Origin of the sequence: Parabacteroides johnsonii DSM 18315, assembly GCF_025151045.1 — a bacterium.
Classification (GTDB): Bacteria; Bacteroidota; Bacteroidia; order Bacteroidales; family Tannerellaceae; genus Parabacteroides; species Parabacteroides johnsonii.
In genome coordinates this window covers 4,644,665-4,667,634 of record NZ_CP102285.1, presented here as the reverse complement: position 1 = coordinate 4,667,634, position 22,970 = coordinate 4,644,665, and the positions used below count along the sequence as shown (strand labels likewise).

Annotated in this window: 14 protein-coding genes; 10 read left to right on the top strand and 4 right to left on the bottom strand. The window is 46.2% G+C overall.

What is annotated here, in order from left to right; genetic code table 11:
* Window positions 1–2: 2 nt before the first annotated feature.
* The 3 genes from NQ564_RS18940 to NQ564_RS18930 all read left to right on the top strand — a co-directional run bounded on the left by NQ564_RS18940 (window position 3) and on the right by NQ564_RS18930 (window position 4,601).
* On the top strand, window positions 3–1,754 hold the full coding sequence (locus NQ564_RS18940) for a TonB-dependent receptor (RefSeq protein WP_008152524.1): 1,752 nt from the start codon (window positions 3–5) through the stop codon (window positions 1,752–1,754).
* A 157-nt stretch (window positions 1,755–1,911) separates the two neighbouring features.
* Entirely contained in the window at window positions 1,912–3,240 is a 1,329-nt protein-coding gene (locus tag NQ564_RS18935; protein ID WP_008152526.1) for an MATE family efflux transporter, read from the top strand.
* A gap of 83 nt (window positions 3,241–3,323) precedes the next feature.
* The gene (locus tag NQ564_RS18930; RefSeq protein ID WP_008152528.1) at window positions 3,324–4,601 is read left to right on the top strand and encodes an O-acetylhomoserine aminocarboxypropyltransferase/cysteine synthase family protein; all 1,278 of its coding nucleotides are present in this window, start codon (window positions 3,324–3,326) and stop codon (window positions 4,599–4,601) included.
* Between the two features lie 203 nt (window positions 4,602–4,804).
* Here the strand turns inward: NQ564_RS18930 and NQ564_RS18925 are convergent, their stop codons facing one another.
* The 3 genes from NQ564_RS18925 to NQ564_RS18915 form a co-directional block, all read right to left on the bottom strand.
* Entirely contained in the window at window positions 4,805–5,959 is a 1,155-nt protein-coding gene (locus tag NQ564_RS18925; protein ID WP_008152529.1) for a glycosyltransferase family protein, read from the bottom strand.
* Window positions 5,956–6,756: a UDP-2,3-diacylglucosamine diphosphatase gene (locus NQ564_RS18920; RefSeq protein ID WP_008154397.1), complete on the bottom strand. Its 801-nt coding sequence runs from the start codon at window positions 6,754–6,756 to the stop codon at window positions 5,956–5,958. The genes NQ564_RS18925 and NQ564_RS18920 overlap by 4 nt, the downstream gene beginning before the upstream one ends.
* 127 nt (window positions 6,757–6,883) lie before the next feature.
* Window positions 6,884–9,040 carry an elongation factor G gene (locus tag NQ564_RS18915; protein ID WP_021862670.1) on the bottom strand — a complete coding sequence of 719 codons (2,157 nt, stop codon included), beginning with the start codon at window positions 9,038–9,040 and terminating at the stop codon, window positions 6,884–6,886.
* Window positions 9,041–9,255: 215 nt separating this feature from the next.
* Between NQ564_RS18915 and hemW the strand changes: the two genes are divergently transcribed.
* From hemW to NQ564_RS18895, 4 genes are all read left to right on the top strand, one after another.
* Window positions 9,256–10,383, top strand: coding sequence for a radical SAM family heme chaperone HemW (gene hemW, locus NQ564_RS18910; RefSeq protein WP_021862671.1), 1,128 nt, complete (start codon window positions 9,256–9,258; stop codon window positions 10,381–10,383).
* 173 nt (window positions 10,384–10,556) lie between these two features.
* Window positions 10,557–11,132 carry a zeta toxin family protein gene (locus NQ564_RS18905; protein ID WP_008154394.1) on the top strand — a complete coding sequence of 192 codons (576 nt, stop codon included), beginning with the start codon at window positions 10,557–10,559 and terminating at the stop codon, window positions 11,130–11,132.
* The gene (locus NQ564_RS18900; RefSeq protein WP_005637232.1) at window positions 11,125–11,295 is read left to right on the top strand and encodes a hypothetical protein; all 171 of its coding nucleotides are present in this window, start codon (window positions 11,125–11,127) and stop codon (window positions 11,293–11,295) included. Before NQ564_RS18905 ends, NQ564_RS18900 begins: the two co-directional genes overlap by 8 nt.
* A 124-nt stretch (window positions 11,296–11,419) precedes the next feature.
* Window positions 11,420–13,696, top strand: a complete 2,277-nt coding sequence (locus tag NQ564_RS18895; RefSeq protein ID WP_227963193.1) for an ATP-binding cassette domain-containing protein — start codon at window positions 11,420–11,422, stop codon at window positions 13,694–13,696.
* Between the two features lie 848 nt (window positions 13,697–14,544).
* Here NQ564_RS18895 and NQ564_RS18890 read toward each other — a convergent pair.
* Window positions 14,545–15,681, bottom strand: coding sequence for an aldose epimerase family protein (locus NQ564_RS18890; protein ID WP_036606848.1), 1,137 nt, complete (start codon window positions 15,679–15,681; stop codon window positions 14,545–14,547).
* Window positions 15,682–15,817: 136 nt separating this feature from the next.
* Between NQ564_RS18890 and NQ564_RS18885 the strand changes: the two genes are divergently transcribed.
* From NQ564_RS18885 to NQ564_RS18875, 3 genes are all read left to right on the top strand, one after another.
* Window positions 15,818–16,612, top strand: a complete 795-nt coding sequence (locus tag NQ564_RS18885) for a thymidylate synthase (protein ID WP_008152543.1) — start codon at window positions 15,818–15,820, stop codon at window positions 16,610–16,612.
* Between the two features lie 49 nt (window positions 16,613–16,661).
* A complete protein-coding gene (locus NQ564_RS18880) occupies window positions 16,662–17,159 on the top strand; it encodes a dihydrofolate reductase (protein WP_008152545.1) in 498 nt (165 codons plus the stop codon).
* A gap of 96 nt (window positions 17,160–17,255) precedes the next feature.
* Window positions 17,256–22,949 carry an alpha-2-macroglobulin family protein gene (locus NQ564_RS18875; RefSeq protein ID WP_129650355.1) on the top strand — a complete coding sequence of 1,898 codons (5,694 nt, stop codon included), beginning with the start codon at window positions 17,256–17,258 and terminating at the stop codon, window positions 22,947–22,949.
* The last annotated feature ends 21 nt before the right edge of the window (window positions 22,950–22,970 follow it).

Genomic DNA, 22,970 nt, shown 5'->3' with positions numbered 1-22,970 from the left:
TGATGAAGACAATATACAACATCAAAGCATTGTGTGTGGTGGCCCTGTTAGGGAGCGCAGCAACCGTCAGTGCACAAGAAGACAAAACGAAGGAAAAAGACCTGAACCGGGAAATGACGCTGGAACGCGAATATGACCCGACCGTACAGGACGCCAGCAAAGTAAACACACTGCCGGTCATCAAAGAGCCGGTTGTCAAGAAGATGCCGATCGATTACGCAACTTTCACCGTCCCGGCCGATCCTGAGAAGGAAATCAGCCTGTTACCTTCAGGCAATATCATGACGGATATCCAGTATAATAAACGACGCGGTTATTTCAATTTCGGCGGAGGCACGTATCTGAACCTGAACGGCGACGTGGGCTACCATATCCTGAGCACAGACAAGGATAAGCTAAATATTTGGTTCTCTCATCGTTCAACGAACGGGAAGGTGAAATATATCGATACGGATTTTGACAAGGTTAAAGCTAAATTGAATGATAATTTAGGTGGCCTCAACTTTAAACACGCATTTGAAAAACTGTCGCTGGACATGGGGATCAAATACGGATATTCCGCATTCAATTACTACGGTTTACCGGTTTACAGCCCCGAATCGTCAGTTGCATTAGTTCCGGAAAATTTCGACCGTGAAACCAATCAGGTAAACCAGGCTATCCAAGCAAAGATCGGAGTCGAATCAAAAGAAGACGCTCCTGTCGGCTATCTGTTAGATCTCGGATATACCAACTTCTCCCATAAATATGCGTTAAGCAAGGAACAAGACGGACCGACAGAACATACGTTCGACGTAAAGTTCGATTTGAACGCCCGTTTCGGCGGTGAACAGCGCATCGGATTAGGGGGTAACGTAGAATACTTCAATTACAGCCTGCCAACAATGGGCGGACAGGAATATTTGGAATTTGAAAACCATGCCGAAGCTACTCTTTCACCTTATTACAAGGTGTCGGGAGACAATTGGAATTTGAAGTTAGGTGCAAACATCATGTTTGTAACCGGTGACAACAGTAAATTTATGGCTTCCCCCAATATTACGGCCGACGTGGAAGTTGCCGATAAGACACAGCTCTACCTGGTTGCCGGCGGCAAACTCTACTCAAACAGCATGTACGAAATTTCACAGGTCAATCGCTACATCAACCCAACGATGGAACTGCTTCCTTCCCGTAACTATCTGGATGGAATGATCGGTATCAGAAGTGGTATAGCTCCCGGTTTCTGGTTCGATGTATTCGGAGGTTATAAGATCACGAACGACGAAGTTTTCTTCGTTCCGTCGCTTCTTCCCCCAAGTCTGCAAGGCGATATTTTTGCCAATACCAGCGTAGCGATGCAAGCAAATGCGAAACATGCGTTCGGCGGTGTCAATCTGAAATATAGCTACCAGCAATTATTCGATATCAACCTGAAAGGTGTTTACAATAGTTGGAACGTCAACGATATCGAAGATGCTTACGGCAAACCCGAAATGGAATTGACAGCCGGTGTCACCGTCCATCCGATCAACCAGGTAACTGCTTCTTTGGATTATTATTTAGCAACTGGCCGCAAGACGTTCTTAGGAAAACCGGAAGGTGAAAAGATGAAAAACATCAATGAACTCAACCTGACCGGAACTTACACCCTGAACGACACTTTCGGGCTGTATCTGAAACTGAACAACGTCCTGTTCCAGAAATACGAACTCTATTACGGCTATCCGATGCAGAGTTTCAGCGCAATGATCGGTGTGAACATCAATTTCTGACACTACCGGTTTCTACTTGTGTGGCAGTGTGCCGGAAAGGGCTTACAATCCAACCTTTTTCGGTACACTGCCGTTCTTTTTTCGCACGCCTAATCTCTCCTCATCTCTTTTCACCGGAAAACATCGTATATTTGTCCCCCAAATTAAAGAGACGACTATGCAAGGGACAAAAAATCTGACGGAAGGACCTATTAAAAAGCAACTATTTAACCTGGCGCTTCCCATCATGGGAACTTCTTTTATCCAAATGGCCTACAGCATCACCGATATGGCTTGGGTTGGGCGTCTGGGTAGCGAAGCGGTAGCCGCTATCGGGGCAGTCGGTATCTTGACGTGGATGACAACTTCGATTGCTTACCTAAACAAAGTCGGCGCGGAGGTCAGCGTCGCACAAAGTATTGGAGCTCGCGAGGAAGGTGACGCACGTACCTTCGCCGCTCACAATCTGACGATCGCCCTGATCATCTCGCTATGTTGGGGAGCTATGCTTTTCGCCTTTGCCAACCCGATAATCGGTTTCTTTAAGTTAGAAGCGGCTATTTCAGCACAGTCAATAGACTATCTGAGGATTGTCTCGACCGGATTCCCGCTCATTTTCTTAGCGGCAGCCTGCACGGGTATCTATAATGCCGCGGGACTAAGCAAAATACCCTTCTATGTCAGTGGAACCGGATTGATTATGAATATGGTGCTCGATCCCCTGTTTATATTCGGATTCGGGATGGGTACGGACGGTGCAGCCTGTGCAACCTGGCTATCGGAAGCGACCGTACTTGCCATTTTCATCTATCATCTGAAAAAGAAGAACAAACTGTTTGGGGGATTTCCTTTCTTTGTCCAGTTAAAAAGCCGCTACAGCAAACGTATTTTCCAGTTAGGACTTCCTGTCGCATTGTTAAACAGCCTGTTTGCCATTATCAACCTGATGATGGCACGCACGGCATCGACCTATGGCGGACATATCGGACTAATGACAATGACAGCCGGAGGACAGATCGAAGCAATCGCCTGGAATACCTCGCAAGGATTTAGTACGGCTCTAAGCACATTCGTAGCTCAAAACTTTGCCGCACAGAAAAAAGAACGTGTTCTGGGTGCCTATCATACGACTCTGAAAATGACAGCTATGTTCGGTATCTTTTGCACACTGCTTTTCGTGTTCTTCGGTAGCGAAGTATTCTCGCTGATCATACCCGAAAAGGCTGCTTATGAGGCAGGAGGCGTTTTTCTCCGCATCGATGGTTACTCAATGTTGTTCATGATGCTGGAAATAACGATGCAAGGATTGTTCTATGGGACAGGCCGCACGATCCCTCCCGCCATCATCAGCATCACGTTCAATAGCCTGCGTATCCCAATGGCGATCGGATTGACGGCAATGGGGCTGGGTATTACAGGTGTCTGGTGGGCAATCAGCATCTCAAGTATGCTAAAAGGGATCGTCGCATTCATCTGGTTCCGCATTTTACAGAAGAAGATATTGTGATACAACAAACTATTCCGTATTTTTGCCAATCCGTATTGTCATAGCAACGACAACCGACTATTCAATAAAAAAATAACATCATAATGAACAACGAATTAAAGCCGGAAACCCTCTGCGTGCAGGGAGGCTGGCAACCGAAAAAAGGAGAACCGCGCGTCCTGCCTATCTATCAGAGCACGACATTCAAGTACGACACCAGCGAACAGATGGCTAAACTGTTCGACCTGGAAGAGAGTGGATATTTCTACACCCGCCTGCAAAACCCGACAAACGATGCTGTCGCAGCCAAGATCGCCGCTTTGGAAGGTGGCGTAGGCGCCATGCTGACTTCTTCCGGGCAGGCAGCCAATTTCTATGCCGTATTCAACATCTGCCAGGCTGGCGACCACATGGTTTGCTCGTCCACGATCTATGGTGGAACGTTCAACTTGTTCGGTGTGACGATGAAGAAGTTGGGTATCGAAGTGACATTCATCGATCCTGATGCCCCAGAAGAAGAAATATCAGCTGCTTTCCGTCCTAACACAAAGGCTTTGTTTGGAGAAACCTTGTCCAATCCGGGCATGAGCGTACTCGATATCGAAAAGTTTGCCCGTATCGCCCACAATCATGGTGTGCCTCTGATCGTGGATAACACATTCGCGACGCCGATTAACTGCCGTCCATTCGAATGGGGAGCCGATATCGTGACTCATTCAACAACCAAGTATATGGACGGCCATGCGACAAGCGTAGGCGGTGCAGTTGTGGACAGTGGCAACTTCGACTGGGACACGCATGCTGACAAATTCCCCGGCCTAACAACCCCGGACGAATCTTATCATGGCCTAACCTACACAAAAGCTTTCGGCAAGATGGCTTATATGACAAAGGCTACGGCACAGTTGATGCGCGACCTGGGTTCTATCCAGGCTCCCATGAATGCCTTCTTGTTGAATTTAGGGCTTGAAACCCTACACCTGCGTATGCCACAACATTGCAAGAACGCCCAACAAGTTGCCGAATGGCTGGAAGCAAACGAGCAGGTTGCCTGGGTGAATTTCCCCGGATTAAAGAGTAATAAATATTACGAACTGGCCCGGAAATACATGCCAAACGGGACTTGCGGCGTAATCGCTTTCGGCTTGAAAGGTTCTCGTGAAGATGCGATCCATTTTATGGATAACCTGAAGATGATCTGCATCGTGACTCACGTAGCGGATGCTCGTACCTGTGTCCTCCACCCTGCCAGCCATACACACCGTCAGTTGACGGACGAACAGCTGATCGAAGCAGGTGTTGCTCCCGACCTGATCCGTTTATCTGTCGGCATTGAAAATGCAAACGACATCATCGCGGATATCGAGCAGGCGTTGAAATAACAAGCATTAAATGCAGATTTATCGGTATGGGATATAATGGCACTCTGTAGGGGCGGGGTTCTACTCCGCCCTATGAAAATGACGTCTGCCTTGCCGGATTCAATAGGCAGAGCAGAGCCCTGCCCCTACAAACGATAATCATTTTGTATGACCATGCTATCTATGTTCCACACAGATAAACCAACATTTATAATTCACAACCATCAAATCGATAACGTCTTCCCTAATCGGTATATCCACCGGGTTGATAAACGACGCCACAAGGAAGCAGGCGTCTCCTCCATCAACAAATCCGGACGGAACTCACGCAGGATCAACCAATCCGCTTGTTTCACCCAATGAGAAAAAGCGGGATTCGGCCGATGAGTACGCGATAGTTCCAACAAAGCATCCAGGTCAAACCGATCTGCAACGACGCCAGCACCAGCCTGAACCGCATCAAAAGCATTACAGGATTGTTCGATATGGGTCGGTACCATCAATACAGGTTTACCCAGATACATAGCCTCACAAACAGACTCGAAACCTGCTGTCGTAGCATAAGCTTTCGCACCCGCCATATAACGGATAAACAGCGTGTCATTCAGTTGATGGAAAGAAAGAAAAGAGTCTACTTTTACTTCCGGACGAACCTCCTTTTTATCCCAAAATATATGCAAAGCAACATTCGGATGCACCTTGTGCCAGGACCGTATCTCTTCGCTGAATCCGCTATTCAGTAAGTAGCCATGCAGATAATCCCCGTTCACCGGCGTTGTTTCCAACACTTCCTTGCGCAGAAGAGGAGGAACCACGACAATCCTTTCTGACGGAACCTCACGCATCTTGCGAAAAGACAAAGCCAGTTTTTTTGTGGCTCCTATTGCCGTCATGCGAGTGAAAAACTTCAAGGAGACAAGTGACAGTCTGTTTTGTCCAGGAAAGACAAAGTCAGGATGTAAAAACAAATACTGGTGCGCAATACAAACCATCAGGGCTTTCGGATGGCAAAACAGATAAGTCAGTCCGGTCAGTAGTTCGTAGAAGTTTACGACAACATCCGCTCTCGTCTCCTTTATCATCCGGTTGATATACCGGATACTTGAGAGATATTTATGCAACCTAAACAGGTTATAAGCCACACTCCTTACCAAATTGACCTGCTTATTCTTGGCCGAAGGAAGGAAGTTCGGGCTCTCGAACGGATAAACAGGAACACCGATCTTCTCGCTAAAAAAACCGGGAAGCCGGCGTGCCGGACTTTTTCCGACCAGAACCCCCACGATCTCATGCCCTTCATCCGCCAATTTCTGGCGAAGAGAAAGCGCCTGGGTCAGGTGACCACGTCCTTCACCTTGTATGATAAACAGTATTTTCATATTACTTCGGCATAATACAGACCGGAAGAGGCCTTTTCATTACGGTCATAATCTTCCTTACTATATGAAACAATATTCCAGTCGCCTTGTTCATTCTCAACGAGTGCCGTAAGGCTTTCCACCCAGTCGCCGGAATTCAGATAATGGATATCCCCATACCGTACGTTAGCTGCCTGATGGATATGTCCGCAGATAATACCGTCCAATTTCTTCGCCTCCGCCAGCTTAACCAGCTCCTTTTCGAAATCGGAAATATAAGAGACAGCACTTTTCACTTTATGTTTGACATGTTGGGAAAGTGAAAAGTAAGGCTTTCCTGCTTTTTCCCTCCGCTGGTTGTATATACGGTTCAGCCACAACAGAAAAGTATAGCCCATATCTCCCAACATCGCTAACCAACGCATATTCGTAGTAACCGTATCGAAGATATCTCCATGTGTCACCAAATAGCGCTTCCCGTGTGTATTCAGAATATAATCTTTCACGACAGAGAGGTTGGAGAAGGTAAACGGAACCAGGTTGTCCAGAAAATCGTCATGATTGCCACGTATATAGACAATCTCCGTTCCCTGCTTTTCCATCATCTTCATCAGAACTTTAAAGAAATCGGTATGTTGTTGCTTCCAGCGACGACCGGATTTCTGGAGTTGCCAGCCATCGATGATATCACCGTTCAGTATCAGGCGGTCACAGTTAACATGTTTAAGGAAATTCGTCACTTCCTCGGTCCGTGAATGCTCGGAACCTAAGTGAATGTCCGACAGGACAATGGTTGGATAATACTTTCTTAGTTTCATGTTCTTTCTATTAACATGATACAAAAAAACGTACTTTGTATTACGGCGTTGCAACAGCCATATGAAAAAACAATGAAGGCCACTCCTTCACAGGGGCAGCCTTCATACAATTTATAGAAAATCCAAATCAATCTTCTGCCTGAGTTGCCTCGTAAGCTTTTAACAGCTTGTCCTGGACATCCGACGGAACCAGTTCATAGCTGGAGAACTTCATCGTAAATGAAGCACGTCCACCTGTGATGGAACTCAAAGATGTCGAGTACGAAGACATCTCTTTCAAAGGCACTTTAGCCAACAGCTTTTCGTAGCCTTTTTCACTATTCATACCCATAATGATGGCGCGACGTCCCTGCAGGTCACTCATCACGTCGCCCAGATAATCAGCCGGAACCGATACTTCTACATCATAAACAGGTTCCAGGATCTTAGGACCAGCTTCTTTAAAAGCGGTACTGAAAGCATTACGGCCTGCCAGCATGAAAGAAATTTCATTACTGTCTACCGGGTGCATCTTTCCATCATAGACGATGATGCGCACATCACGGGCATACGAACCAGTCAACGGTCCCTGCTCCATACGAGCCATAATACCTTTCAGGATGGCCGGCAGGAAACGGGCATCGATGGCTCCACCAACGATACTGTTAATAAATACCAGCTTTCCACCCCAGTCCAAATCTATTGTCTGCGTATCACGTACGCTGATTTTATATTCTTGTCCACCAAAACGATATGTATCCGGTGCCGGCATACCTTCGTAATACGGTTCGATGATCAAGTGAACTTCACCAAATTGGCCTGCACCACCCGACTGTTTCTTATGGCGGTAGTCCGCACGAGAAGCTTTCGTGATGGTTTCACGATATGGGATCTTCGGTTCGTAAAACTCAATCGGCAATTTATCATTGTTCTCAATTCTCCATTTCAATGTGCGAAGATGGAATTCTCCCTGACCGGAAACGATCGTCTGTTTCAATTCTTTGGACTGTTCGATCATCCATGTCGGATCTTCTTCGCGCATACGCATCAAGATTTCCATCATCTTTTCGGCATCTGCCTCATTAACCGGTTTCACGGCACGGCGATATTTCGGGTCCGGATATTTGATAAAGTCGAAACGATAATCACATCCTTTACCATTCAAAGTATTACCACGACGAACATCTTTCAGCTTAACGGTAGCACCGATATCTCCGGCAACCATTTCGGCCACAGCGTTACGGGTCTGCCCGGCAACAGAGAACAACTGCGCGATACGCTCCTTCGAACCACGGTCGGCATTCAGCAAATCGTCACCATCTTTTACCTTACCCGATATCACTTTAAAATAGGAAACCTGGCCGATATGTGGCTCTACAGTCGTCTTAAAGAAGAACAAGCTGGTCGGCCCGTTCGAATCAGGAGTCACTTCCACACCGTCAGTAGTTACTGGACGAGGCATCTTATCTGTACAAGGGACTACATTACCAAGGAATTCAAGCGTACGGCGGACACACATGTCACGACCGGCACATACGCAGAAAACAGGGAACATCCCCCGGATAACAAGACCTGCACGAATACCAGCACGCATATCATCTTCACTCAATGTACCTTCTTCAAAGAATTTTTCCATCAGCATATCGTCATGTTCGGCAGCCGATTCGACCAGTGCTTTATGAAGTTCCATCGCCTTATCCATTTCTTCCGCCGGAATTTCCAGCACTTCGGGAACACCGCCTTCAGGTTTCCAACGATACATCTTCATCTTCAACACATCGACAACCGCATTGAAAGACGAACCTGTAGAAACCGGATACTGGATAGGCACCACCTTTCCGCCCCATTGTTCACGTAACTGAGCGATTGTCCCATCATAATCAGCCTTATCGTTATCCAATTGATTCACAACAAAGATAACTGGCTTATGAAATTGTTCTGTATACCGAAACTGGTTGATTGTGCCGACTTCCACGCCATACTGGGCATTCAATACCATCAGCGCCGTGTCTGTCACATTCAGAGCAGAAACTGCACCACCGATAAAATCGTCTGAACCCGGACAATCAATGAAATTCAACTTTCTGTCCTGCCATTCAACACTGAAAACGGTCGAAAATACCGAGTAACCATACTCCTTCTCAACCGGGAAATAATCGCTCACTGTGTTTCCGGATTCCACACTTCCGCGACGTTTTATAACTCCACCCTCGTAAAGCATCGCTTCAGCGAGAGTGGTTTTCCCAGAGCCCGAACTTCCCAAGATAGAGATGTTCTTGATTTCGTTTGTTTGGTATACTTTCATGATATCAAGGTATTAATTTGTGTTTAACAATAAAGATTGCCCCGCAAACCCTTTTCATTCACGGGACCGCAAATTAGAGATTGTAAAGGAGAAAAACAATTCCAAGTTCAGTGTTTGAGAACTATGTTATTTAACAGTTTAAAGATAAAGAGCGGAAAGAAAGACAGATAGAGACAAAATATTGCTATCTTTGTAGTACGAAAAAGCAGAACAGAATGGCAGGTTTATATATCCACATTCCTTTTTGCGCCAAACGGTGCCTATATTGTGACTTCTTTTCCAACACGGATATGAAGTTTAAAGAACCATATGTCAGTGCGGTTATCCGGGAGATGCAACTACGCCAAGAATATATAGGAGGAGAACCTCTTGACACCATCTATTTCGGAGGTGGCACGCCCTCTCAACTTCAGCAGGCCGACTTCGAGCGGATATTCAAGACCATAGACTGCCTGTTCAATATAAGCTCATGCAAAGAAATTACGCTGGAAGCCAATCCCGACGATATGACGCCGGAATATGTTGCCTCTCTCCGCAACCTACCCTTCAACCGGGTCAGTATGGGAGTACAAAGTTTCAAAGAGAAAGACCTCCATTTCCTGAATCGGCGCCATGACCGCGAACAGGCTTTGCGTGCGGTCGGGCTTTGCAAAGAAAATGGTATCCCAAATATAAGTATCGACTTGATATACGGATTGCCCGGACAGACCCTGGAAGAATGGCAAGAGAATCTGAATGACGCGATCCACCTGGAGATTCCCCATATCTCAGCCTACCATTTAATATATGAAGAAGGGACAGCCCTATATAAGTTGATGGAAGCAGGGAAAGTGGCTCCCATTGAAGAAGAGTTGAGTGTCACCCTTTTCTCCACCTTAATCAATAGACTGGCCGAAGCCGGATATCTCCATTACGAGATTTCCAATTTTGCACTTCCCGGTTATTTTTCCCAGCATAACAGCTCCTATTGGACCGGCAAGAAATATATCGGTATCGGGCCTTCCGCCCATTCCTATGATGGAGAAAGCCGACAATGGAACATCTCTTCCCTTCCCCACTACTTAGAAGGGATAAGGACAGGCATTCCCAATATAGAGATAGAAAAATTAGACATCAACACAAAATACAACGACTTTATCATCACCGGACTACGCACTATGTGGGGAATCCGGACGGCTAACATTCGAGAACAGTTCGGAGAAGAAAAGCAAGCCTATCTCGAACGGCAGGCAGCTACCTATTTACATCAGGGATTGCTTATCTATGAAAACGACACCTTAACTCTCTCGAAAGAAGGTATTTTCATCTCCGATGGTATAATGAGCGACCTTTTATGGGTATAAAGGTAAGTTGCAGACATTTGACAAAGTCATTAAATTACACCAAACTGCCTGTTTTTACAACGAACCGAAGGGTTAACCGTACATTTTCTGCACATTTTTACTATTTTTGAGAATAAAATTAACCAACATATTAAACTATTATCTATATTTGCCCCAACAAAAGACAGTAAGTAGTGCCATATCTATACATAATATCGGGATGCAACGGAGCAGGAAAAACGACAGCTTCTTTCACAATTCTTCCAGAAATGTTGAAGTGTAAAGAGTTCGTTAATTCCGACGAGATTGCCAAGGGGCTTTCCCCTTTTAATTCTGATAGTATCGCGGTAGCCGTTGAAGCCAGTCGTATTATGTATAAACGCATAAAAGAACTAATCGCTTCGGGCGAAACGTTCGCAATGGAAACTACACTGGCCACCCGTTCAGGTGCAAACCTGATCCGGGAGGCACAAAGGGAAGGGTATTATGTGACATTGTTATATTTCTGGCTGAACACACCGGATCTGGCAGTGGAGCGAGTTAAAATGAGAGTGGCCGCCGGAGGACATAACATTCCGGAGAGTACCATCCGCCGTCGCTACGAGGCAGGTATTCACAATCTCTTTGAACTATATATCCCCATTTGTGATTATTGGATGATTGCAGACAACTCCATGTCACCGATGGAAGTAATTGCCAAAGGTTTCAGGAGCGATAAAAAAGAGATATATAATTCGGATATTTATACAAAACTTGAGCATCATGAGTGAACAAGAAGTTAGAGAATTTGAAGAGAATATAGTTAAAGGTGCCAATATCGCTTTCCAGCGATTAGTAAACCAGAAAAAGAAAGAAGACGGTGAATTAGTCTTCTCACGCAACGGATACATCTTCCGCGTAAAAGCAGCTGATTTAGAAAAAGGGATGTTTTAACTATTATATTGGATATACAAAAGGGCTGATGAATCAGATTCATCGGCTTTTTTTGTATCCAGACGTTTCTTCTTCCAAATTATATAATTACTTTTGACTCTGCCCAAAAGGAAGAATCAGAAATATGGAAAACATCAAAATAACGGGAGCTTACGAGAATAACCTCAAACACATCTCACTGGAAATCCCCAAGAAACGAATCACAATTTTCACCGGAGTCTCCGGTTCCGGCAAATCATCCTTAGTACTGGACACCATTGCCGCCAGCTCCCGGCGGGAACTGAACGAGACTTTTCCCAGCTTCGTCCAGCAATATCTGCCAAAATACGGACGTCCGCATGTGGACAAAATCGAACATCTCCCGGTCGCAATCGTGATAGACCAAAAGAAGCCAGCTCCCAACGCCCGCTCTACCGTGGGGACTTACACAGACATCTATTCTCTGCTCCGGTTACTTTTTTCCCGCGTCGGCAAGCCTTTTGTCGGTTATTCCGACACGTTCTCCTTCAATCATCCGCAAGGAAGATGTCCCCGCTGTGACGGATTGGGAGAAGTACGCGAACTAGACATCCATAAACTAGTCGACTTCAACAAGTCTCTGAACGATGAAGACACGATCCATTACGTTGCTTTTCACCGCGGCGGATGGCGATGGATACGGTATGCTTGCAGCGGCCTGTTCGATCTGGACAAAAAGATTAAAGACTATACCCCGGAAGAACTGGAATTATTTCTCTATTCCCCTCAGATCCGGCTTAAGAATCCACCGGCCGACTGGCCCCGGACCGCCAAGTACGAAGGTCTGGTCACTCGTATGTACCGCAGCATCATCAATTCGGAAGAAGGCAAACTACATCAGAAATTACTGGAACCAATGGTCACGATGGGCATATGCCCGGATTGCGGAGGTTCACGACTAAACAGCACCGTCCTTTCTTGCCGGATTGGAGAGAAAAACATTGCCGAGGTCACCAGTCTCGCCATTCCCGATATCCTTAACTGGCTACAGAATATCGACGATCCTTTGGCAAATGACCTGAAGCAGGCTATCAGAAACCGCCTGTCCGCCCTTGAAGAGATCGGATTAGGCTACCTGACGCTCGACCGCAATATGGGAACACTTTCCGGAGGTGAAGCACAACGTTGCAAGATTGCCAAATATATCAATTCCGCTCTGTCCGATATGCTGTATGTACTCGATGAACCCAGTGTCGGACTGCACAGCCATGACATCTGTCTGCTCAAAGCATCCGTACGGAAGTTGCGCGACCACGGCAACACGGTTCTTTTAGTAGAGCATCACAAGGAAATGATTCAGATCGCAGACCACATCGTCGACATGGGTCCCGGCTCCGGCATGGACGGCGGAAATGTCCTGTATGAAGGCAGCTATAAAGGCCTACTGGAAAGCGGCACGCAAACCGGATCGATGATCGCAGAAAAATCACCACTAAAAACAGAAATCCGTACGCCGTCCGGCTGGTTTACACTCGAACACGCGAAGAAACATAACTTAAAGGATCTGACAGTCCGTTTTCCGATTGGCCTATTTACAGTAATCGCGGGAGTTGCCGGTTCGGGGAAAAGTTCCTTGATGGAATGCTTCCGCCAAACCTGTAAAGATGATGTGATTTATATCAGTCAGAAAAATATCGGTATCAGCTTACGCTCCACCCCCGCGACTTATATCGGAGTAGCGGATGATATACGCAAGCTCTTTGCCCGTAAAAGCAAAGCCGGATTGAACATGTTTACTTTCAACGGAAAAGGCGGCTGTCCGGTATGCAGTGGAAAAGGCGTCATCGTATCAGATATGGCTTTTATGGATTCAATCGAAACCATCTGTGAAGCCTGCGGCGGATTACGTTATTCACAAGAAGCACTGCAATATACTGTCAACGGACTGAATATAGCAGAAGTAATGGACCTGACCGTACGGAAAGCCTCGCTCCATTTTGCCGGGACAGAAATAGAAAAAAAATTACAGCCCTTGATGAAAGTCGGCCTGGGCTACCTGCACCTCAACCAGGCTCTTTCGACTCTTTCCGGAGGAGAGCTACAGCGAGTCAAACTCGCCTCTTATCTCGATAACAAGAGCAAAATCTTCATCTTAGACGAACCGACCGACGGGCTCCATGTCAAAGATATACATCAAATCATCCATCTTTTCGATTCGATGGTAGACCAAGGCAACTCCATCTTCCTGATAGAACATAATCTGGATGTTCTGAAAGCAGCCGACTATGTGATCGAACTAGGTCCCGGTGGCGGACAAATGGGTGGCAAACTGCTCTTCTACGGAACCCCGGCAGAAATGCTTTCATGTGAACAGTCCGTTACAGCGGAATATTTAAAAAAAGAATTACCTCACCCGATATTCCCTGAAACAAATGAGGTTTAAAGATCACTGTCACTTTATCCCCCTTCATTCCGTTCTACTGATTGCCAATATCTCGGAAAATGAGATCGGCCATTCGATTGCATTCATCAATGTTTCAAAAGCAATCCTCAAATTAAGGGGGACAGGAGTTTGACCGGAAAAAAGATCACATACAGTCAATGCAAGCAACATCTTTTTGTTATAATGCATTCCCTTCAAAGTAACCAAGCTGGACAATACCGAAACGGAACGTGCCCCTTCAAAGTCAGAATCGGCAATATCCGTTTTATCTCTCAATGATTGATAATGTCGACAGCTTTTTATGTCGGCACTTGTGCCTATTGCTTCCACAATATCCAATAATACGCAACAGATTGCAATTCTTTCCGATTCTCCTGAGCTCATACTCAAATTATGGTGCCGCCCTGCTCCCCTATGTTTGGCATCTATATAATTAAAAAGCGTGGGAACTGTTAATCTACTATTTTGAAACTGAGGTATCGCCAAACACCCATCGGACAAATAATAAACAACAGCCCACGCTCTATTCTATATACACGAGTATATATAACAAGCGTGAGCGTCCTGTTGTCTATTATCTTTGTCCGACTTGAAAGTTGGCGATTTTCAGTTCCAAAGATAATATCTTAAACGCTTAACGTTATCCATCAATAAAACTGCCGAAAAATCAAAGCCTCGACAGTTCGATGTCAATTGCAAAGATAAATAAAAAGGGTAAACTATATTGTTTACAAAGAAACATTAACAGATATAAATCAAAGATTTTTAGCAACAAAAAGGGCGACCTTTTACAGCCGCCCCTTCCAATCATTCCGATTGCCGGTAAATTCCCCCAAATATAATGTCTTTTACTTTTCAACCGTAAATTTATAAATACACTCACTGAAATATTTTTCGCCCGGACGCAGCACTACGCTCGGGAAGCCTGGCTGGTTGGGAGAATCGGGATAATGTTGTGTTTCCAGACACAAAGCACCACGATGCGGATAGATCACACCCAATTTGCCTTTATCACCATCCTTTGTCATTGCATTTCCCGCATAGAACTGAATACCCGGCTCATTTGTATAAACTTCAAGGCCGATACCGCTTTTTGCAGAAACAGCTTTTGCAGCCAATACATTGATGTCGCAATTATTATTCAAGACCCAGTTATGGTCATACCCCTTTCCGTATGTCAACTGTTCGAACGGCTCATCAATATGCGCACCAATGGCAACAGCCGTACGCAAATCCATCGGAGTTCCTTCAACGGGGTCAAGTGTACCGGTCGGAATCAAGGTTGCATCTACCGGGACATATGTGTCGGCGGCAATCATCAGCGTATGATCCAAGATCTGAGAACCCGGAACACCGGAAAGATTGAAATAACTATGGTTCGTCAGGTTCACAACAGTCGGTTTGTCTGTTGTAGCCTCATATTTGATATCGACAGCATTATCGTTCGTCAATGTATATGTAACCTTAAGGTTCAGATTCCCGGGGAAACCGGCTTCACCGTCCTTGGAGAGATACGTCAATTCCACACTTTGGTCATTTACCTGTTTGGCATCCCAAACAACCGTATGGTAACCTTCCGGACCACCATGCAGGCAATGCCCATTGTTATTCAGCGGAAGCTGGTATTCCACACCGTCCAACGAGAACTTACCATTTGCGATACGGTTTCCATAACGGCCGATCAATCCGCCGTAATTATTGTTTGGATTGTCCACATACTGTTGGATATTATCGTATCCCAGGACAACGTCCGTCATTTTGCCATCCTTGTCAGGAACCATAACCGACACCAGGCGCCCGCCCCAGTTTGTCACACAGGCTTCCGCACCATTCTGGTTCTTCAACACATATAATGCAGTCGGTTTTCCCTGTACTTCTGATACGAAATTAGATTTCATCAGTCCAGAAAGAGTGGCTTCCTCTTTTTTCTCAGTACATGACAACAAAACACACATTGCCATGACAGCCATACATAGTCTCTTCATTTTCGATACTAATAAATTAATGTTTGTTAGATAGGCAGCAAATATACGCTATTATTATCAAAAACAAACGATGCTATAGAATAATGTTGTTTAATACAAATCACTTTCGTACTTTTGTCTGTCATAATAGAGAAAAATGAAACAGTATTTAGAATTACTCGATCGTGTCCTCCGTGAAGGAGTTAAGAAAGAAGATCGGACAGGAACCGGTACATACAGTGTATTCGGACATCAGATGCGCTTCAATCTTGAAGACGGTTTTCCTCTGCTCACTACAAAGAAACTGCATTTGAAATCCATTATATATGAATTACTTTGGTTTCTTCAAGGCGATACAAATGCAAAATACCTGCAGAAACATGGAGTGAGAATCTGGAACGAATGGGCCGACCCGGATGGAAACTTAGGGCATATCTACGGTTTCCAATGGCGTTCATGGCCGGACTATAAAGGCGGCAGCATCGATCAGATCAGTGAAGCGGTAAAGACAATCAAACAGAATCCGGATTCACGCCGCATCATCGTCAGCGCCTGGAACGTGGGAGATTTGGACAATATGAATCTGCCTCCCTGCCACGCCTTCTTCCAGTTTTATGTGGCCAACGGCCGCCTGAGCCTGCAAATGTACCAGCGCAGTGCCGATATTTTCTTAGGCGTACCTTTTAATATAGCCTCGTACGCCCTGTTATTACAAATGATGGCACAGGTAACCGGACTGAAAGCAGGAGATTTCGTCCATACACTCGGTGATGCACATATTTATACGAACCATCTTGAACAGGTGAAGTTGCAACTGACACGTGATCCGCGGCCTCTTCCCCGGATGGAAATCAATCCGGAAGTAAAAGACATATTCGGTTTCCAGTACGAGGATTTCAATCTGACAGGTTATGACCCTCATCCTCACATCAAAGGAGAGGTAGCCGTATAAATTTAGCATCAAGATAAAAACAGCAAGTTTTATTAAATTCGATAAGTTTATGAGTACTATTTCAATTGTAGCAGCTATTTCCGACAACAATGCGATCGGGAAGAATCTGGGTCTGCTCTGGCGTATGCCGGCAGATATGAAGCGTTTTAAAGACCTGACAACAGGACACGCCGTAATAATGGGACGTAAAACTTTCGAGTCTTTACCCAACGGCGGATTGCCCAATCGTAAAAATATCGTGCTGACCACCATGCCTGAAGCAGGTTTCATCAATTGCTTTGCCTGCGAATCCATGCATGATGCACTGGATATTTGCGAAAAGGAAGAAAACATCTTCATCATCGGAGGTTCTTTGGTTTACAGACAAGGATTAGGGATTGCCGACAAGATGTATCTGACCCGCATTCACGGAGAGTTTCCGGATGCAGACGCGTTTTTCCCCGTTGTCAACTGGGACCTGTGGGAAGAAGTGGAACGCCAGGAATTTCCTGCCGACGAGAAAAATCCGTACCCCTACACATTCCTGACTTACGTTCGTAAAAAATAGAATTACTCCTAATTAACGGTAATTTTACAACTTTTTGCTCTTTCTTTGTATCTATACTTAAAAGGATGTTTGTTTAACAAGTAAATCCATATAGATATGAAGATAAGAGCAATTATTGTTTCAGCCCTGATCACATGCGGAATAGTTTCTACTATATTCTACGTGAAAGCAAATCAGGCATCCACCAATGAAAAGGCTATAACAGAAGCCATCCAAACGAAAAATACTCCATTGTTGATCCAGTCACTTATTACCCGGATGAAAAACCAGCTGGAGAAAGATACCGACACATTTCCTGAACTGATCAAGGAGGTGGAAACATATGCCGGTGCATGTCCCGACTCGGCATCCGTGGCAATCCTACATTCCATGATTGCGGAGATGTATAATAACTATTATATGCAGAACCGTTGGATCGTCAACCAACGAACCGAACTGGCAGGTTATGTGCCCGAAGATATCCGGGAATGGACCTCCAACCTTTTCCAGGACAAGATCAAACAGGAACTGACACAATCTCTCCAACCGGCCCGCCTGTTGCAACAGACACCGGTCAGCCAATACAACCTGATCCTGAAGAAAGGGAAAGACACGCCCGAACTCCGCCCTACCTTGTATGATTTCCTGGCTTTCCGGGCAATCGACATACAACCGTCAGATAAATGGTATGAAGATTTGATTGCATTCCGTCGTACACAACCGGAAAAGAAAGCCTTATTGCTGGACGAACTGGACTACAGCCAATATAAATACGACATCCAATCTACAAACACCAACGAATACAGAAACACGTTGGACAGTTTGTATAAGGTATACGGTAAAGAACCGTTTGCCGCTGAAATACGCATTGCCGAGATGAACCTTCTCCAACGGGAACGTTACCAAGGCAACAAGGCTCACCAAGACTCCATCCAAGCATTCATTTATTCACTTTGCAAAGAAAGTATCAGACAATATCCCAAATACGAACGTGTAAACATTTTCAAGAATCAGCTGAACGAAATGGAAACGCCGGTACTGAATATCCAGTCCGATAATAACGTTTATCCCGGCAAGAATCTGACGTTGCAACTCAAATATGTCAACACGCCTCAACTAACCGTACGCATCTACAAAAGCCTCCGTCAGCCGGAAAATGCCTGGCGGAATCTGTACAAGAACAGTAAAAGTATGAGAGGAGAACAGGTGAAAGAAATCACATTCGACATGCATCTCCCCAACTCCTACACCGAGGGCGATTCCACCCTTACCATCCCAATGGACAAGTTAGGCCTGTACGAATATGTGATCACGGTTCCCGGCAAACGACTGACAGTCTCCAACCATTTTAGCGTCAGCCGCCTAGCAGCCCTTACCCGCAGCCAGACAAATAACTCGGAAGTGCTTGTCACTGATCTGGAAAGTGGTAAACCGATCGAAGGCGCAACCGTAATTTATTACAAAACCAATATGATGAATGGAACCATCCAACGTCAGGGAGAAGTGAAAACAGACCGATTAGGCATCGCTATCCTTCCAGCCAAAAAGAAGGTCGAACACATACGTCCGGTGTTCCGTGAAGACACCTCCTCCATTATCACAAATATATACCCATACGGTTCTTTCCGCCCCGAACAGGAAAAGGACAAGATCAATCTGTCGTTATTCACCGACCGCGGAATCTATCGGCCGGGACAAAACATATTCTTTAAAGGTATCGCCTACATAAAAGATACAGACAAACCGCATGTCGTAGCCGGACAAACCTATACTGTCACCTTGCGGGATGCCAACTATAAGGAAGTAGCCAGCAAAGAATTCAAGACAGACAAATTCGGCTCTTTCAACGGAGAGTTCACGATCCCATCACAGACATTGAGCGGCAACTTCACTTTAGTTTCAGAAAGAGCCCGTACAAATATCCGGGTAGAAGAATACAAACGTCCGACTTTCAAAGTCAGTTTCCTGCCACTCAAGGAAGAAGTGTCTTTCGGTAATCCGGTGAAACTGACAGGCGAAGCACAGACTTTCTCCGGAATCGCCCTTCAGACAGGCGAGATAAACTGGACGATCACCCGCCACCCGTTCTGGGCACGTTTTTACATGCCTAACCCATTCGACTCTACACATAAGCAGGTGGCTAACGGAAGGGCTAAAATTGATGATAAAGGTAACTTCACGATCTCCTTCGTACCCGAACGGCCGGAAACATTGGGTATGCGCCCGGCCTTCCAGAGCTACGAAGTAACAGCAACTCTGACCGACAGCAAAGGGGAAACACAAGAAACAAGTTATACCTTCTCCGTCGGCGACACAGGCATCCTGTTGGATATCCAAATGCCCGGACAGGAAATGGAGAACGATTCCGCCAAAGCTATGATAACGGCCTATACAGTGAACAGACAGAAAATATCCGCAGAGGGAAGTTACACGATTTATTCCCTGTCGGACGAAAAGCTGGAAAAGGATATATTCGGTGCAGACCGGTATAAAATCAATAAATTGATGGCTGTAGGGACCTTCATGACAGGAGATGAAATATCGCCTGTCGTATTCCGCGAACTTCCCGCCGGACGCTATCGCCTGGAAGTGAAATCGACTGACTCCAACGGGAAAGAAGTTTCCGCCAATCAAGATTTCATCCTGTACAGCCGCCAAGATAAACGGCCACCCGTATTTATGCATACTTGGCTGATCAAAGAGCACACGACCTGTGTGCCAGGCGAAGAGGCAGCGTTCATTTTCGGAACTTCCGACAAGGACACGCATATATTATATGAAATTTATACAGCAGACAACAAATGCACAGAACGTAAGTACATCCGGTTGAGCGATGAAAACCGAACCTTCCGCATTCCGTTCAAGGAAACGGACGGAGAGGGATTCACCGTATCTTTCACATTTGTCAAAGACGGCAAGATGTATGTGAGACAAATTCCGGTTCAACGCCGGCAACCGAACCGGAGATTGAATATCCAAGTAAAGACATTCCGCGACCACCTGTTGCCGGGAAGCAAGGAGAATTGGAAATTCCGTATTACGGATGCCGATTCCTCGACCGTCTCCGCAGAGGTTTTGGCAAGTATGTACGACGCTTCATTGGATAAGTTGCTGCCTTTTAGCTGGTCTTTTTCTCCACAAAGATATGTTTATCTGTACGCTCCGCGTTTTTCTGAAGGAACTGCATTCACAAACAGTAGCCGGTACGAAACGGAAAACCGGAAAGGGCTGACCATACCGCAATATCAATATAACCAACTTGACTGGCAGGATGTCTTGTCGATAGGATACCGCTACGGGCGCAACAACCGCCTGTATGCGACAGGAGCCGTCATGAAGTCAGCGACAGTTCCGGCAGTACCCGAAGTCCTCAGCATCACAAATGACAGTGCGCCGCTGGAAGAATCGGCAATAAAGGCGGATCAGGATGTCGCTGATATCATCGCCGAAGAAGAGGTGGAATCAGAATATCCCGCCCTGTTTCGCAAAATACAACAAGAACCGGTCAAACTTCGCGAAAACTTCGCTGAAACAGCCTTCTTCTATCCGGCCTTAGTGACCGACGAAGCTGGAGACGTAGCTTTCAGTTTCACGATGCCCGAAAGCAACACGACCTGGAAACTACAACTGTTAGCACAGACAGAAGACCTGAAATACGGCTATCTGTCCCGCGAAATCATGACCAATAAGCCGCTGATGGTAACTCCTGCCCTACCGCGTTTCCTACGTCAGGGCGACGAAGTGACCTTCACGACGCAGGTCAGCAACCAGTCAGATGCCACAATAGACGGACGTGCCAGCCTGGAACTGTTTGATCCGGACAACGACCAGCCTGTCATCTGTCTGACTAAATCGCAGAAACCTTTCACCTTAAGCGCAGACAGTACTACGACAATCAACTGGTCATTCCGGGTTCCAGCCTCTGCAAGCGGCGTTATAGGTTGCCGCATCATTGCCGATTCCGACAAAGGAAGTGACGGCGAGCAACATCTGATCCCGGTTCTTCCAAACGAGATACTGGTAACGGAAAGCACCCCGTTCTACCTATTCGATAAGAATGAGGAAGTGATCCGGTTGAAAAACGACAAAAATATCAAACCATTCCGCACAACACTGGAACTGACGGCCAACCCTGTTTGGTACGCCGTACAGGCATTGCCAACCCTCACTCAACCGGAAAACGACAACATCATTTCCTGGTTTGCATCTTATTACAGCAACACACTGGCCAGCTACATCGCAACCGCCCACCCGCGTATCCAGCAGGTCATCAGCCAGTGGAAAGCACAGGGTGGAAACGCCTCCACACTCTATTCCAACCTGGAAAAGAATACAGAACTGAAAAACATCCTCCTACAGGAAACACCTTGGGTACTGGAGGCTGGCAGCGAGACGGAACAGAAACAACGCCTCTCTCTCTTGTTCGATATGAACCGGGCAGCGGGGCAGCGAGAAATCGCCCTCCGACATCTTCTCGACCTTCAAACGCCGGACGGTGGCTGGGGTTGGTTCAAAGGTATGTATCCGAGCCAGGAACTCACCCTCTATATATTGAAAGGGATGAGCCAACTGACAGAATTGAATGCGGTCGAATATGACCAACAAGAGAAGGAGATGCAGATAAAAGCACTCAAATTCGTAGACAAACAAATTCAGTCCGACTACGAATCACTCCAAAAGATCAAGAACTGGCAGAAAAACGAAATCTCTCCATTGGAAATCGAATACCTGTTTGTCCGTAGCCATTACCGTGACATTCCGGAGCTCAGTTCGGCCCGCGAAGCGATCCGCTACTATACAAACTTGGCAGAAAAGCAGTGGAACAAACAATCCATCCACGGAAAAGGAGAAATAGCGTGGCTCATGTGGAGGAACGGAAAGAAAGAGATTGCCGGAAAAATTATCACTTGGCTGCGTAAAACAGCTTCGACCTCTCCGGACAAAGGCATGTATTGGGCTAACAACCGGAGAGGAGCAGGCACCTTTACCTCCCCTATCGACACCCATTGCCTGCTGATGGCTTTCTTCAATGAAGTTTCGCCCGACAAACAGGAAACGGATCGTATGAAACAATGGTTGCTCAGCCAGAAGCAAACACAGAACTGGGAATCCGTCCCGGCAACAGTCAACGCCATCTATGCTTTGCTTCTGACAGGCAGTGACTGGTTGGACACAAACAACACTTGTACAGCCCAATGGGGCAAACAAATTTATAGCACGACAAACGGTGAATTGGCTACCGGCTACCTGAAAGTAACCGTTTCGGATGAGAAAATAACCACATCCGAAGAAAACTCCGTTTCCATTCGTAAAGAAGGATCGGCACCTGCATGGGGAGCGGTCTACGAGCAATATTTCCAGCACATCAACGACGTGAAAAAACAGAAAGGTGTCCTGAACGTAGAAAAGAAACTGTTCGTAGAAACAAATGACGGATCCGGACAGCAGCTTCGTCCGGTTACCCCGGAACAACCGCTCCGTGTCGGCGACAAAGTGATCGTCCGCCTCGTCGTCCGCACCGATCGCGAAATGGATTACGTCTTCCTGAAAGACCTCCGCGCCGGATGTTTTGAACCAGCGAACCAACTTTCCGGTTCTATCTACAGGGACGGGGTCTGGTACTACCAGTCACCGACAGATGTTTCGGAGAATTTTTTCTTCGATCGCCTGCCCCAAGGAACTTTCGTCCTGGAATATGCCGTATACGTGACACGCACCGGTGAATATGCAGGAGGAATCAGTACGATCCAATGTCTGTATGCCCCCGAATTCGTCTCACATACGGAAGGAAATATTGTCCGGGTGGATTAAATTCGTTTCTGTCATTTCGAT